The organism is Streptomyces hokutonensis, assembly GCF_042751305.1.
In the GTDB taxonomy this organism is placed as follows: Bacteria; Actinomycetota; Actinomycetes; order Streptomycetales; family Streptomycetaceae; genus Streptomyces; species Streptomyces hokutonensis_A.
This window is the reverse complement of the sequence record NZ_JBHYWD010000034.1, coordinates 25,128-39,889: the sequence shown is the minus strand read 5'-3', so window position 1 is coordinate 39,889 and position 14,762 is coordinate 25,128. Positions and strand designations below refer to the sequence as shown.

Below are 14,762 nucleotides of genomic sequence, written 5' to 3'. Positions count from 1 at the left end.
GGCTGTTTCCTCGTCAGGTCCCGCCGCCCGGTTGGTGGCTGTGCCTGGAGCGGCCCCTCTGCAGCGGGTATTAGACCGTGAGCGCGTCCGAGGTTCCGTGTCCCGAGTGAATTCCCGGCTCTCATGTTCCTGCTGTTATCCGAGGGATTTCGGTATGCCGGATCGGGTGCTGTGCATTTCGGCCACGCTCGATGGCCGCCGGGGTCATCTGCGGATGCTGCTGTCGAGGAAGCTGAGGACCATGCGGACCGTGTCGCGGCTGAACCAGGCGGTCTCGGGGTGCTGTTCGAGGATGTCCTGGATGTGGAAGGTGACTTTGGCCCAGTTGCGGAAGTTGCCGTGGCAGGCGGCGTCGTTGATCCACATCAGGTCGTCGGGGGCGACGTTCTGCCACAGGGCGTGGTAGGTCGGCATCAGGGCCAGGACTTCGTCGGTGGTGAGCGGCTGGTACTGCTGGTAGATCGGGATGCGGGAGAAGAGGCCGGGGCAGCTGCGGATGCGCTGGAGGCAGTTGTCGCCGCCGGCGAGGATGACGGTCAGCTGGGTGCTCTTGTTCTCCCAGAGAGTCTGCAGGTACTCCAGGGAGTTCTTGGTCAGGCCCTGGGCTTCGTCGCAGACCAGGACGCGGTGCTGCTCGGCGAAGGCCTGCAGGAGGAGTTGGTCGAGCTCGTCGCTTTTGGGTGGGTCGCTGGGCATCGCTAGTGCGCGGAAGAGGGCATTGCGCAGGGTGCCGAGCGGGGCTCCTTTGCGGCATTCGAGCCAGAGGGTGTTGTCGGGGGCGAGGTCGCGCAGGCTGGTGTTGAGGGCGAAGGTCTTGCCGAGTCCAACGTCGCCGTGAATGCAGAACAGGGCGCGGGCCTTGATGACGGTGGCCAGGTGGCGTTGGGTCAGACGCGAGGCGGTGGTGGGCAGGGTGCGTGCCCCGGTCAGGCCGAGGTAGTGGTCGTTGGCTGGGGCGGTGGTGTCAATCGTGTGGTTCATCGGCGGGCTCCTCTGGCGGGGTAGGCAGCGGGGTGGGGTTCCAGGAGGCGGTGGGGTCGGGCAGCGGCGGGAGCAGGGGGTCAGTGGAGCCTGGGCGGCTTTCGGCGGGGCTTTGGGTGTTGTTCCAGGTGTCGGTGGGGTCGGGCAGCGGGATGAGGTCGGGGCGTGCTTCGCTGGCGAGTTCGTCCTGGCGGTGACCGTCGAGGAATGCGGCCGCCTGTTCCTGGGTCATGTCGCTGACCGGGCGGGGGGTGGTGGCGACGGTGTCGGCCTCGAAGCGTTCCTCCCGCTGGCGCTTCGCCTTGTCCAGGGCGGTGCGCAGGCGGCCGGCTTCGCGGTCGGCCGCGCGCCGTACCTCACCGCGTTCCTGGGGGTTGGCTGCGTTCTGCAGGACGGCCGGGCCCAGGTAGGTGCCGTCTTTGGCGTCGAAGAGTTCGACGGTGCGTTCCTGGCGGGGCATGTAGCGCAGCACGACTTTGGTGCCGCCTCGGCCCTGCATGTAGGGGGCGAGGTAGAGGCGTTTGCCCCAGTGGACGCCGTCCGAGTTGATCGTCAGGTGGGTGGGGTGGGTTTCGAGGGTGAAGAGGAGGTCTTCGGGGTCGGGGTCGTAGATGGGGGTGAGGTCGTCGTGCCACAACTCGTAGGGGGTGCGGTTGTCGCGGGTGCGGATGCGGTGTTCGTGGTTCCACTCGTGGACCCACGTGAGGAGGTGGCGGATGAATGCCTCGTAGGTCAGCAGGCGTTCGTCGGGGTCTTTTTTGGTGCGGCGGCTGGTTCGGGGGGCGTGGACGAAGCCGGGGAGGCCGGGGAAGTGCATTGTTTTGACGGCGCGGTTGAGGGCTTCGACGGTTCCCTTGAGCTCTGGGTGTCTGGGGGGCAGGTCGACGACGCGGACGCCGAGGATGCCGAAGGCAGTTTCGACGGTGTCGCTCAGGAAGTCTTTGCCTCTGTCGACCCGGACGAGGCCGGGGCTTCCTCCGAAGGGGCCGTGGTCGCCTCCTCGTAGGACAGCGGCCCGGATGGCGAGAAGGATGTTCTCCCGGCTGGGGGTCTGTGCGGAGACGGACAGGCCGCAGATGGCGTCGCTGGCGCAGTCGATGAACCAGGTGATCCAGGGTTTGCGGCGGTGCCCGTTGACGTTGACCCAGACGCTTGCTTCGACGTGGTCGGCTTCCCAGGCCTGGTTGCGGTGTCCGATGTCGCGGGTGAAGTGGACGTCGAATTTGCGGCGTTCCTTCTCGCCGCCGCGTAGGCCGGCGAGGAAGCCGGGGGTGTAGGCGGTGGTGACGGCGCGGTGGAAGGTGGCGTAGGAGACGGGGTCGTCTCCCAGGTGGCCTCTTTTGCGCAAGTCCCGATAGGCGGCGGCGATGTTGCCGCAGAAGAGGGCGACGGCGTCGCGCATCACCTGGGTGAGGGTGAAGGAGGCGCGGCGTTGCGGGGTGTAGCGGCCGTTGTGTCGGGCCGCGTTGTCCATCCATCGGCGCACGCTGCGCGGGCAGACTCCGAAAGTCTCGGCGACGGTGGCGATGTGGTCGGTGGTGCGGCTGTTCTGTTGGGCGAGGAACATAAGCCGGCTGACGGCTGCCCGGCGCAGGCTGGTGTCGCGCAGCGGCTGCTCAATGGTCACGGAGAGTCCTCCCAGGGATGGTTGTGCCCGATGCGGTGGTGCGGTCTCAGGCAGGGGCGAGGCTGAGAAGGCCCGCGCCGTAGGACTGGGCGCGGCCGATGCCGCGGCAGATGCTCTGGGCGAGGAGGCGGGCGTCGGTGATGCGGGCGTGCCCGTCGAACTGGATGAGCTGGTGGTCGAGGCCCGGCCGGTGGGGGGTGCGCGGGGAGCGTTCGAAGGCTTGGGGGGTGAGGCTGATGCCGGTGAGGGCGAGGCCGGACTGGCCGGCTCTGCGCTGCCACCACAGGGCGGCGTCGTGGCCGTGCAGGGCGGTGGGGGTGCCGCGGTGGCGCAGGAGGCGGCCGTCGGGTCGCCGGCCACACGGGAGTCCGGGGAGGTGGCGGACCGGGGCGGCGGTGATGCGGTAGCGCACGTGTTGGCCGGCGGTGAGGGCGTGCAGGACGGGGGTGAGGTCGCGGGCTGCGAGAAGGGTTCCGTAGTGGGCGGGCAGGCCAGCCAGGTTGGGCGGCTGGGCAGTCTGGACGAGCAGGGTGGGCTCGTCCTGGTCGGTGTCGAGGCGGAAGAGGAGCCCGGCGTCACGGCGGGGGTGGGGGCTGGGCGTGCCGGGGGTCAGACGCATGAGGGTTTTGTGGAGCTGGACGCGGTCGGCCAGGTCGCGCCGTACGGCGTGATGGGCGGGGTTGAGGCGGATACGGGTGAGGGTGGCGGTGGGCGTCATGGCTGCTCCGGGTGCATGTAGGCGGCGAGGGCGGTGAGGGGGTCGGGGCCGGCATAGAGGGCGGCAGGCAGGGGGATGCGGGTGCGCCACACGGTGCGTGGGTGGTAGCGGCGGCGGCCAGGGGCGAAGTCGACAGGCTGGTCGCACAGTTCGTAGTGGTCGATGGCGGTGGTGGGGTCGGGTGGGGGGCCTTCGTGGATGAAGTCGACGTTGACGGTGGTGGTGTGGGGGCGGGGCGGGCGAGCGAGGCTGAGCGGGATGCGGCAGGTGAGTTCGTTCATGGGGTCGGGGATGGCGGTGGCCAGGACGAGAGGTTCGGTGGGGACGCAGGTGCGGCGGCCTAGGTAGGGGGCGTTGCGGGGATGGCGGAGGTGGCCGGCGATGGTCTGCAGGAAGGGGACGGGGCCGGTGACGGCGACGGTGAAAACCGGGTCGGCGAGGTAGTGGCGGTGGGAGATGAGGGTGGATTCCGTCTGAGGGCGCTGGGGGCCGCCGCTGGTGCGCAGCTGCTTGTCGCGGGGGTGGCCGCCGCCGACGGTGTGGAAGTCGGTGTGGGGGGTGCCGGGCCGGTCGATGCGGATGAGGAATCCCAGGTCCTGGTAGCAGGGCTGGCCGGGCAGGTCGGTGAAGGGGTCGAGGGCGTGCTGGGGTGGGCGTCCGGCGCAGTTGGCGAACATGCCGATCAGGGCGGAGCGGGTGGGGTGGGGGGCGGTGTCGCGGTCGTGGAAGGCGGCGCTGGTACCGAAGGCGGCCAGGGGGCCTGCGAGGCGCAGCAGCAGAGCGCTCACGCGGCGTCCGCCGGCGTTTGGCCGGTGGCTTGTGCGCCTGCGTTGGTGAGGGCTGCGGCGATGAGGGCGTCGAAGCTGTCGTGCCGGGTGCCGAGGTGGGCTGCGTCGCCGGTCTGGGCGGTGGCGTAGCCGTGGCCGACGAGGTCGCTGGTTCCGGTCAGCCGGTGTGTGATGCCGGCGCAGGTGTCCAGGGCGTGGTAGCTGGGGGTGAGGTAGCCGCCGCCGGGGGCGGCTTGCACGGGCTGTTCGAAGGCGCTGGCGTAGGTGACGGGGCGGCCGTCGCGGATGGCGTAGGCGACCAGGTCGGGCACGGTGTGCGGGGCGGTGGACGTCTGCTTCGCGGGGAGCACGGTCATGATGGCCGCGCGCATGAACAGGCCGGCCAGGTGCAGGGCCTGGTGCTGGTCGCCGTCGAGTTTGCGGGTCAGGTCGGTGAGGTTGACCGTGGTGAACCGGTAGAACACTCCGCTGGTCAAAAACGAGGTGTCCATGAAGGCGCTGCCGCGGTCGCCCGCGCCGAGCCAGTCGTCCACGGCGGTCACGAAGTCCGGCTGCAGGTCGCTCTTGTGGGTGGTGAGGGCGGGAGCGGTCTGCACGGCGCTGGGGACGTCGGCGTCGGTGAGGCCGGCGAGCATGCGGCCGAAGAGGTGGATGGTGGCTGTGGGCCGGCTCAGGCAGGCGGCCACCTTGTCGGTGGGCAGCAGTGCAGGCGGCTTGCCGCGGCCGGGCTTGGTGTCGGCGCTGTCGTCGGGCTCTTTCTTCTGGAGGTGGGCCAGGCCCTTCTCCAGAGCGGCACGGTGATCGGTGCACAGCTCGGCGAGGTCCTCGACGATGGAGTCGGCAGCGACCAGGAGCAGGGCCTTGGTGCGGTGGCCGTTCTTGGGGTCGGTGTCCAGGCCCTTGGCGGTGGCTGAGCGGGCGATCTGCCCCGCGGCGAAGTGGGCCAGGTCCTTGGGCCAGTTTTCTACGCATAGCGCCTCGGTGACACGGAGGAGGAGGTCGCGGGTGCGGGCGGCGCGCTCTTCGAGCGTGTCCTCGATCGCGAGGCGCCATTGGCGTCGTTGGGTCTGGGCGGGGACCATGATGCGCTTGGCGTTGCCGACGGTCATGGTTTTGGGCACGTCGTGCTCGCCCCGGTTCAGGCAGGACGGCGGCCTGTGCTCGAGCATGTGGATGTCGAGGTAGCGGGCGTGCATCACAGCTCCAGGAGAGGGTCGGGGACGGTCAGGAAGAAGGCGTGGCGCCAACGCCCGGCGACTTCCAGCGGGTCGAAGTCCCACTGGGCGAGGTCTTCGAGCAGGATGGCGAAGTCGCATGCCAGGCCGAGGTGGAGCAGACGGCGGATCGTGTGGGGCAGTCGGGGGTACAGCAGGTCGGTGGAGAGCACGCCCATCACCTCCACTTCGCGCTGCCAGCCGGCGGCGGTGTGGGGGTGTGCGCGGGCGGCGTCGGCCAGGGTGCGGCCGAGGTTGGGGCGCCGCGCCCAGCCGTCCGGCGGAACCGGTTCGGATTCCAGGGGATCGTCCGGGTCGGGGCCAGGGTGCGCTGGCGGGGTGGCGGGGGTTGTTTCGGTCCAGTCCGGGACGGGGCGTTCCAGGGCGATCAGGGACGCGACCGTGTAGTGGGCGCGGCGGGCGCCGAAGCCCTGGCAGGGTTTGACGAGGTAGGCGTCCATGCGCGGGCACTCGGTGACGGGCTGGCCGCGGCCGTCTTCGAGGCGGCTGCGGATGCGCGGGGTGCGGCACAGGCCGCGGACGTGGGCGACGAAGGCGTCGTAGTGGCAGCGGCGTTCGTCACGGCTGGGCATGCGGCCCTCCACTCGGGCGGAGCGTGTCGTCAGGGGCTGTGCCTGCGCGTCGCAGGCTCTGCACGGCGCGGGCCAGGGCCGGGCCTGCCTTGGGCAGGCGGTTGAGGGCGTCGCGGGTGGTCTCGGACAGTGCCGTGATGGCCGCGGCGGCGAACACCCCGTAAGCGGGCCGTGTGTCGTCGACGAGCTGCCAGAAGGCCTGCTCGGCGCGCGGCCAGTAGTCGGCCAGGGCTTGCCCGGCCCACAGACTGGCGCCCTTGTTCCCGCTGCCCTTTCGGGATGGGGCTGCCGCACGCAGGGAGAGGCCAGCGTCCTTCCAGGCCTGGTCGGCTGCCTGGCGCAGGGCGGCGCCCAGGGTCTCCGCGGCGGCGCAGCACTCGACGATGCGGGAGGCCTTGACGGGGTCGTTCTCCTGGGCCAGCGGCCAGATCGGCGGGGTCAGGCTGGTGTACCAGATGCGGTTGTTGACCTGGCCTTCCTGGTCGAACCCGCACACCCATACCCGCAGGCTGGCGCGAGTGTCCTCGGGAAGGCTGTTGATCGTGGTGAATGCCTCGGGCCGGCAGCCCGGCCGGTGTTCGTCACCGGCGAGTGCCAGCGCGGACAGTGCCCGGAACTTGGCGTAGTCGGCGTCCGCGCGGCGCGGGCTGCGCCGGCGCTCCGCGGGTGCCGCGGGGTTGATGTCGTAGACGAGGTAGGGGTCGGTGGCCTCCAGCGGAGGGTGTTGGGTGGCCCAGGTCAGATAGGCGTCGGTGACGTGCTCGCCGCTCTCGTCGGGAACCAGGAGCGCGGCGTGCCGGGAGCGGCCGGTCAGCAGCCGCCTGGGCCAGGTCACTGCCGGTGGTGTCTGCAGCGGATCGGCGGCGGGCTGTTCCCAGGGACAGGCGTCGCTGCCGGAGGCCTGGTCTTCGCCGCGGTAGGGCACCTGGTGCAGCAGAAGGGTCTCGTACAGGGTGCGGCCGCGGGGATGGAAGGAGACGGTGGAGCGCAGCGGGCCGGCTTGCAGCTGTCCGCTGCTCACACCGTCGACGGTGCGCACGGTGGCCCGCCCGGAGGGCCCGTAGTAGTGGTAGGCGAGCAGGTTCCACAGTGCTTCCCTGGCAGGCACGGACTGGGGATCGGTGTCAGTGTGACGGGGGTTGAACCAGACCAGGTTGCGGCCGGCCGCGCGGCCGTAGACAAGGGAGTTGATCCCGCTGCGTTTGGAGCACTGGGCGGCCAGCGCCGCGTCCTGCCACCACGGGCGTACGGGGTGGAAGAGGTCGAAGGCGCCGGGGTCGGCATCGAAGTAGGCATGCACCCGGTCGGTGTCGAAGCCGTCTGTGCGTCTGAGCAGGTCCATCCGGTGCTCCAGCCAGTCCTTGATGGGCTGGTCGGGGTCGTCGAGGCCGGTGATGGAGGCGCAGATCGCCGTGAGGACGCGGTAGAGGGCGGACTGGGCAGGCGGCAGGGGCAGGGCCAGGTCGTCGATGCGGTGTGCGTTCGCCAGCAGGTCGCGTAAGCCGACGTACTCGATGTGCTGGCCGCAGCGCACCGGGATGCACGGTCTCAGGTCGATCCGGTAACTCGGCGGTGGCATCACAAACACTCCCTCTTCGCTTGCCGCCGGCCCGTACGGGGCCACGGCGAGGACAGGGCAGAAGGCGCTTGGGCAGAGCGGCATGGACGGGATACGGCGTGGGGGGGTGCGCCCGGGCGGGGTCCGTGAAGAACGAGGTTCCGGCGGCGGGAGCAGATCGAAGGGGCCACTGAGACGAGAGCAGGGACACATTCCGTAACGGGCGATACGCACCGTCACATGGATCAAGGTAAGCATCTGCGGTGAACTGCCGTACAGAGCCTGCGAACTAGTGTGACCAACGGCTGGCGCGCAGGCCGGGGCGCGCGTCCAGGGGTGGTGCGCGCCGCGTACACCGCCGTGCGCCGCGCCCTGCGCGCAGGGACGAAGGGCAGCTATCGCTGAAGTATCGTCACCGCGCCCCGGCGCGGGTGGACATGCTGGTGCTGCCTGGCGGGGAGGCCGTGCGCTGGTTGAGGGAGTCCTCGCGGCCGTGGCCATGGCGACGGCCTGTCAATGCGGGAGCGCTGGGGCATCGGCGACAGGCGCTGCCGCACGCGTCGCGCACCGGTGAACGGCCCTGCCCGTGGCGTCTCGGTGCAGGAACCCGCGTCCCTCTTGCAAAGTCAGGCCGTTTCGGTGTGGATCAGGCCCAGTTCGTCATCGATATACAGCTGGTGGCAGCCGAGTGGGCCGGTTGGGGGGGGGGCGGGGTGGGGGGGGGGGCGGCGGGGGGGGGCGCGCAGGGGGTGGGGCTGCCCGCCCCGGGGGCGGGGGGGGGCGGGGGGGGCGGCCCCCCCCCCGGCGCTGGGTACCGGCACGCAGTGCTGCAGGACGGTACGGATCGCGGCTGGGCTCAGGTGGGGGCCCTGGGGCAGAGGGAGTTGGCCTGCCGCGTCGAGGGTGGGCGGGCGGTCGCGGTGCCGGTAGCAGGCGAGGACGCGGCCGGGCCGATCGTGCGGGCGGGTGGCTGCCTGGGCTGCGGTCAGCTTCTGGCGGTGCAGGTCGGACAGGGAGGCGACGCGGTCGTGCGAGGGCACGAGGTGGGCGCTGCTGGTGTGTTCCTCGGCCCGCTCTGCCGCCAGGTGCTGGGCGTGCAGGGCAGCGAGAGGGTCAGACCAGGTGGCCGGCCGGCCGGACTGGTGGATGAGTTCGACCAGGTGCTGGGCGTGCCCGGGCAGGGTGATCTGGTGGTGGTCGGGAAGGGTGAGCAGGTGGGCGGTGGCGTGCTGGAGGTAGGGGTGTTCGGTCGCAGCCCAGGCGTCGGGCAGCAGGGTGGTGCGGTCGTGGTCGACAGGGTGCACGACGGTGAGACGGGGGCCGCGGGATCGAATCCAGGGCGGACGCGGGGCGATGCCGGGAGGCCGTTCGTTCTGCCAGGTCTGTTCGAAGCGCCACAGCCGTCCCGCGCGCTGGATGAGCCGGGCCAGTGAGGTGAGGTCGCTGACCACGAGGTCGGCATCGATATTGAGGCTGAGTTCCAGGAGGCTGGTGGTGACCACCACTAGCCGTTCGGGGCGCGGACCGGTCGGGCCGAGCCCGGTACGGACCTGCGCCAGAGCCCGTTCGAGGTAGTGGCCGGGAAACCGGGCGTGCACCAGCAGCAGTTCCTGCGGTCCTGCGGGCCACTCCAGGAACCGCTGGAGGTAGCGGTAGGTGTCCTGGGCGTCGGCGACCGTGGCGCACACGATGACGGCGCATCCGCCCAGCCGGGCCACGGGCGCGACCTCTGCGGCGATGCGGGCCAGCCGCTCCCCCGTTCTGGCCCTGCGTGCTGGGCCGTCGAGGCGACGGTAGTGCGCCGGCCGCAATCGGAGAGTGACGGTGCGCTGCTGGGCTGCGGCGTGCTGTGTGCGTGCGTCGGCGGGGATGAGGGCGACCTGGGCGGTGGCGGCGTCGGCGAACAGCCAGCCCGGGTAGGGCACGGTGAACTCGCCTGCGCGCGCCATCAGATCGCGTCTGCGGTGGTCGGCACCGGCCAGGTAGGAGTACACGAGTTCACGCGCCTCCTGTCCCGGCAGGGTCGCCGACAGCACCACCACCGGGACACGCAGGCTGCCCAGCCAGTGCAGCAGGCGGGTCAGGATGCGCCGGCTGAACGCGGTGAGCGCATGTGCCTCGTCGACGATGACGCACTTGCCCGACAGGGACAGCATCCGCAGAGCACTGTCACGCACCGGGAGCGCAGCCATCAGTGCCTGGTCGACGGTGGCGACGGTGAACTGGGCCAGCAGCGCACGGTCCCAGCCTCTTACCCAGCCGTCCGGGAGGATCCGCCGCCAGGTACCGCCCCTCCCCCGGCTGCCGGCCGGCCGGCAGCCGTCGTCCTCGTCGTCGTCCTCGTCGGGGTGCGGGTCGTCGCCGGTGCAGACAGGGACGTCGCCGGGAGCGAGCATCTCGTCGGTGTAGGCGGCGTTCAGCCAGCTGTGGTTGTGCGCGAGCGTGAGCACGGCCGGAGTGGGACGGTGCGCACGGAGGTAGCCGCACAGCGTGTCGTAGGCAGCGTCCGCGGTGGCCGTGGTGGGCAGCAGAAAACACAGTCCCCGGGTGCCGCACGCGTCGTTGAGGATACGGGCCGCCTCCAGGGCGGTGACGGTCTTGCCCGCGCCGGTGCCGTCGGTGACCAGCAGGATCCCCGCGCCTCGTGCACCGGCCAGTTGAGGGAGACGGTCCAGGACGGAGGCCTGCAGGGGGTTCGGGGTGCGCAGACCGGGATGCGCGGCGCAGAACGGCAGTTTTGGCAGGTCGATACGTGCCAGCCGTGACTCCTCCACCACCGCGCGGGCCTTCCAGCGGGCCCAGGCGAAGTGCTCGGCCGCACCATAGGCGGGCATGTCCGCCCGCGGCGCCCACACCTTGCGCTGGCTGGCCAGCCGGTCGGCAGCCATCACCAGCCCGGTCATCAGCACCGCAGCCGTGACGGACACCTGCCTCGGCGTGGCCTCGGCACCCGTCAGATGCCGTACCTGGGCGGCATAGCGGAAACGGATCTCCTGCCACAGCCGGCCGCCCAGGTCGGCCTGCACACGCCGGGTACTGGCCGCACCGTGCACATCGAGCTGCGGGAAACGTCCGTGATGACCGCCGACGATCTGTGCCATCCGCACCGCCGGACTGGCATCATCCGACAGTTCGTAACCCATCTCCGCGAGGATCCCGACCAGGGCGTGTGCGGAAGCCCGCTCGTGCCGCATCAGTCTCCAGCGGCCCGTATCGGCCCGCAGCGCATCACTGACCCGTGCCCACGCGACCGGCTCGCAGGCCTGGAAACGGCTCACTTTGCCCAGATCATGCAGACCCGCGACGAACATCACCACACAGCGGGCCTGCGCCTCGCTCATCCCCAGCCCCCCGGCGATGGCAGCACGCTGCGTCCCTGTCAGCAGCCGGTCCCACAACTCCCCCGCCACAGCAGCCGTATCGAGCATGTGGAACAGCACCGGGTAGATCAACCCGTACCGGGCGCAGTACTTGCCCCACAAACACAACGACAACCCCTTGATCCGGCTCTCTTCTACAACCCCCACGCCCGCGCTCGCCCTCCCGACAGCCACCGGAACCAAACGCCGCCTCCCCTACCCCGCCGCACCCCGGCACTCGCCAACTCCCGCCCACAAACGCCCGCTTGAGTGAATCGCCCCCATCACACGCATCACCAGCCCGGAAGACGGGGCAGACTCCCCCAGCACCCACATCACGTAACGGCAAAGCCACCACACAACCGCAGGTCAGCAAGAGCCCTCTCCGCACACGCAGAGATGAACCGTCGGCTCCCCTTCGCAGCGTGCCCGTCCATCCGCCCTCTCCGCACACGCAGAGATGAACCGGTGGCGGTGAGGTAGGCGCGCAGGCCGCGGGTGCCCTCTCCGCACACGCAGAGATGAACCGAATTCCTCGACAGCCTGCCCGAGTAGACGATCGCCCTCTCCGCACACGCAGAGATGTACCGATGACCGCTCCCGGTGCTCTCCTCACCGTCTTGTCCACTCCGCACGAGCGGAGATGCACCAACCTCGCCGAACGCCTCCCCGCGACCTTCGTCATTCGAGCCGCGCACGCGCAGATGCACCGTCCTTGCCCCGGTCCACCCGTACTGTCTCCGGGCTCCCTCTGCACACGCAGAGATGTACCGAAGAACGAGCTCGTCGACCAGGCCGACCAGTAGTCCACTCCGCACACGCAGAGATGCACCGACGGTGTAGTGGTCCCGGGCGCCCGGCGCGGCGCACACTCCGCACACGCAGAGATGTACCGCCCGAGATCACCGAGCCCATGCTTGAACGCGTGTCCACTCCGCACACGCAGAGATGCACCGCTCCGCGCGTTCATGGAGGTCGATCGCACCACGTTCAACTCCGCACACGCAGAGATGAACCGCCGCACCGCATCTCCTGGATGCTCGACGAGCCATCTACTCCGCACGCGTGGAGATGCACCGGCCGGGAAGACCACCCTGCTGCGAGCGATGCTGTCCACTCTGCACACGCGGAGATGTACCGTTCCCGAACGAGCCCATGTGGCGGGTCAGTTCGTCCACTCCGCACGCGCAGAGATGCATCGTCCCGACGGCTGTCGCGCACCTGAATGACGACGACCGCTCCACATACGCAGAGATGAACCGCCGTACAGGGCGGAGAGGACGATGACGCCGGCGTCCAGTCCGCACACGCAGAGACCAACTCCTGCCCACAACCGCTCGCTTGAGTGAATCGCCCCCATGGCACGCATCATCAGCCCGGCAGGCCGGGCAGACTCCCCGAGCCGCCCGCCCCGCACCCACATCACGTAACGGCAAAGCCACCACACAACCGCAGGTCAACAAGAGCCCACTCCGCACACGCAGAGATAAACCGCCGGTGTCGTTGTGGAAGTGCGTGAACACGAAGCCCGCTCCGCACACGCGGAGAAGTGCCGATGTACCGCGCTTCGAGTTCACAGACCACACCAGGTACTTCAGGCCGACGAACCAAGATCAAATCTCTTACGCGATTCGCGTCAGAATGTCCTGGACTTTTGCATGACTTGCCACGCCCACCTCTCACGCAATGTCACTTCATGGAACCAACCAACCAGCTCAACAGAGCTTTCCGATCGACATTCAGATGAGAGAAATCTTGGACGTTACAGCGCAAGACAACACCCGGCGGATCGCGCGGTGCAGCGTCGTCAGCGACGGTGCGTCTGCAGGCGGAGACTTCCGAGCGGCGCGGAGGACCAGTTCGCGATGGACGGCCCGCACGTTCCCCTTCCACAGTGCCAACAACCCACGGACTTCAGGCGTGATCGTGAACGTCGCACCGGCCCGGGACGGGGCACCAGGGCTGGCTGCCGCGCCCTCATCACCCTCAGCCGCGGCCAGCCACCGCCACACCGTGCGCTCCGCCACCCCCAACGCATCTGCAGCCACCCGTACATGGCCTGCCGTCAGCTTCTTCTCCGCCCGCAGTGCGAGCAGCCGCCGGACCGCCGGACCGCGCAGTGCCGTCCTCGATGCCGCGGGCAACCCGCCGCCTGTACGAACGGCGTCACCGTCCTCCATGTCAGTTCCCCTCGCGCAGTGGGACGTCCTGTACGTGCCCGGTGCCGAGCGCCTGCGATCGCCCTCCCGCCCCTTGCAGACCGCTTGGTTCACAGCGGCGGCGCGACCCTCCTGAACAACCGCCCCAACAAAGCCCGGTCAACGGCCGCGTCAGCGGTGGTCAGCAGCGCGTTCTGCAGGTGCGCGGTCAAAGCAGCCCACATGCGGAACGTGCCGTGCGCGCACGACCGGTCGATCCACGCCAGATCCGGAGCCGCGATGGTGCGCCACAGCGGATGGAAGCCGGTCACCACGGCCGCCACTTCCGCTGCGGCCAGGCGCGGAACCTCCTGCCACGCGCCGACCCGCGACGCCAACTGCGGCAGCCGGGCCAGCGCCCGCTCGCTGCCCGACCCACACAGCACCAGCGTGATCCGCGTGCCGGAGTGGTCCCACAAGCTCTGCAGGTACTCCAGGCACGGCACAGACAGGCGCTGCGCCTCATCGACCACCAGCACCCGCGCCTCACCCAAAGCCCCCGCGACCGCGGCGTCAGCCAGCGCCGACGTGTGCGGGAAACGACCCGGCAGCGCCAGAGCATCGAACACCGCCCGCCTCATGCCTGACACCGACGGGCGCACCGGCACCGGCACCCACGTCACTCTCCAGCCCGGCGGGACTCCGCGGAGCGCCATCCGCACGGCCACGGTCTTGCCCCGGCCCGGGTCGCCGAACACACACACCGCGCCCTCCGCCGCCATCGCCTGCCCGACCGCCTCGGCCACCGCCCGCACCGACGACGTCCCCACCAGCTGCGCTCCGGCCGGCAACGCCACACCCGCCACCGCACCGCTCTCCCCCGACGGCAGGACCGCGGACGCCGCCGCCGACGCGGGGTGCGGCGGCCGGCACGCCGCCGCCTTCACCTCGCCGCCCTCACGCGGCCCGGCCAGCGCAAGATCAGCCAGCGCCTGCCGTGTCCGCTGCTCCTCCCGCTCCCGCCGCACCACCACGCGGTCCGGCAAGACCCTGCTGGCCTCCAAATCCCGGCGCACCACCCGGTACAACGACGCCAGCGACGGCACTTCTCCCCCAGCATTCTTCAGGTGCCGGTGCAGCACCGACACGTTCCCGCCCGCCTGTGCCAGCACCTCCCACACCTGGTCGGACAACTCCAGCCGAGCCCGCGGCCTGCGCTCCACACGGCCTTCCGTCCGCGCCGCATCCAGCCAGCGCCACACCGTGCGCACATTCACCCCACCAACCTGGGCGCCCGCACGCACGTGCGCCGTGGTCAACGCCCCCGCCGCCTCGAGCTCCAGCAGCCGCGCCACCAGCACCGGCCTGGACACCCTCAACCCCGCCGTGACCTCACCCCACACGCCCGGCTCCCCCACCCCACACCCTCCCGACGCCCAAACCCGACGCCGACCACCGTGCCGCCGACCGGCCCTCAAAGGATCAGAAGTGCCGTTCCCACGACAGCGGAACAGGGAAGGGTGTACCGCCCCATGACAGCCACCACAGCACCAGACACCGCCCCATGGTCAGTGACTCCCCACACTCAACACCCCACCACCAGCGAAAACACCCCGACCTGGCATACCGTCACTGACACCACCCACTGACACCACACCGGCACATCGCACCGGGCGCGAGGACGCCCGGGCCTGGGTCGACACAGGCCGCACCGTGGCCCGGGTCAGTGCCCAGACCCGTCGGCTCTTCAGCCGTCGCCCGGCAACCGCAACGGCGCCGGCCGTTC

The 14,762-nt window shown here is 70.3% G+C and carries 10 protein-coding genes; all 10 read right to left on the bottom strand.

Translation table 11 applies throughout. The features are described 5' to 3' along the window. Positions 1-204: 204 nt before the first annotated feature. The 10 genes from ACFXC1_RS47275 to ACFXC1_RS47230 all read right to left on the bottom strand — a co-directional run bounded on the left by ACFXC1_RS47275 (position 205) and on the right by ACFXC1_RS47230 (position 14,337). Positions 205-981, bottom strand: coding sequence for an AAA family ATPase (locus ACFXC1_RS47275; RefSeq protein WP_381255503.1), 777 nt, complete (start codon positions 979-981; stop codon positions 205-207). Further along, entirely contained in the window at positions 965-2,608 is a 1,644-nt protein-coding gene (locus ACFXC1_RS47270; RefSeq protein ID WP_381255500.1) for a Mu transposase C-terminal domain-containing protein, read from the bottom strand. Before ACFXC1_RS47270 ends, ACFXC1_RS47275 begins: the two co-directional genes overlap by 17 nt. A gap of 46 nt (positions 2,609-2,654) precedes the next feature. Then, positions 2,655-3,326 carry a type I-E CRISPR-associated protein Cas6/Cse3/CasE gene (gene cas6e / locus ACFXC1_RS47265; protein ID WP_381255497.1) on the bottom strand — a complete coding sequence of 224 codons (672 nt, stop codon included), beginning with the start codon at positions 3,324-3,326 and terminating at the stop codon, positions 2,655-2,657. Next, positions 3,323-4,114, bottom strand: a complete 792-nt coding sequence (gene cas5e, locus ACFXC1_RS47260; protein WP_381255494.1) for a type I-E CRISPR-associated protein Cas5/CasD — start codon at positions 4,112-4,114, stop codon at positions 3,323-3,325. Before cas5e ends, cas6e begins: the two co-directional genes overlap by 4 nt. Continuing rightward, positions 4,111-5,310: a type I-E CRISPR-associated protein Cas7/Cse4/CasC gene (gene cas7e, locus ACFXC1_RS47255; protein ID WP_381255491.1), complete on the bottom strand. Its 1,200-nt coding sequence runs from the start codon at positions 5,308-5,310 to the stop codon at positions 4,111-4,113. Before cas7e ends, cas5e begins: the two co-directional genes overlap by 4 nt. Continuing rightward, positions 5,310-5,921 (bottom strand): type I-E CRISPR-associated protein Cse2/CasB, encoded by a 612-nt coding sequence (locus ACFXC1_RS47250; protein WP_381255489.1) that lies wholly within the window; start codon positions 5,919-5,921, stop codon positions 5,310-5,312. Before ACFXC1_RS47250 ends, cas7e begins: the two co-directional genes overlap by 1 nt. Next, on the bottom strand, positions 5,908-7,500 hold the full coding sequence (gene casA, locus ACFXC1_RS47245) for a type I-E CRISPR-associated protein Cse1/CasA (RefSeq protein WP_381255486.1): 1,593 nt from the start codon (positions 7,498-7,500) through the stop codon (positions 5,908-5,910). Before casA ends, ACFXC1_RS47250 begins: the two co-directional genes overlap by 14 nt. A gap of 605 nt (positions 7,501-8,105) precedes the next feature. Then, a complete protein-coding gene (locus ACFXC1_RS47240; protein WP_381255483.1) occupies positions 8,106-11,006 on the bottom strand; it encodes a CRISPR-associated endonuclease Cas3'' in 2,901 nt (966 codons plus the stop codon). Positions 11,007-12,577: 1,571 nt separating this feature from the next. Next, on the bottom strand, positions 12,578-13,018 hold the full coding sequence (locus tag ACFXC1_RS47235) for a helix-turn-helix domain-containing protein (protein WP_381255480.1): 441 nt from the start codon (positions 13,016-13,018) through the stop codon (positions 12,578-12,580). 89 nt (positions 13,019-13,107) lie between these two features. Then, positions 13,108-14,337, bottom strand: coding sequence for an AAA family ATPase (locus tag ACFXC1_RS47230; protein ID WP_381255477.1), 1,230 nt, complete (start codon positions 14,335-14,337; stop codon positions 13,108-13,110). Positions 14,338-14,762 lie beyond the last annotated feature (425 nt).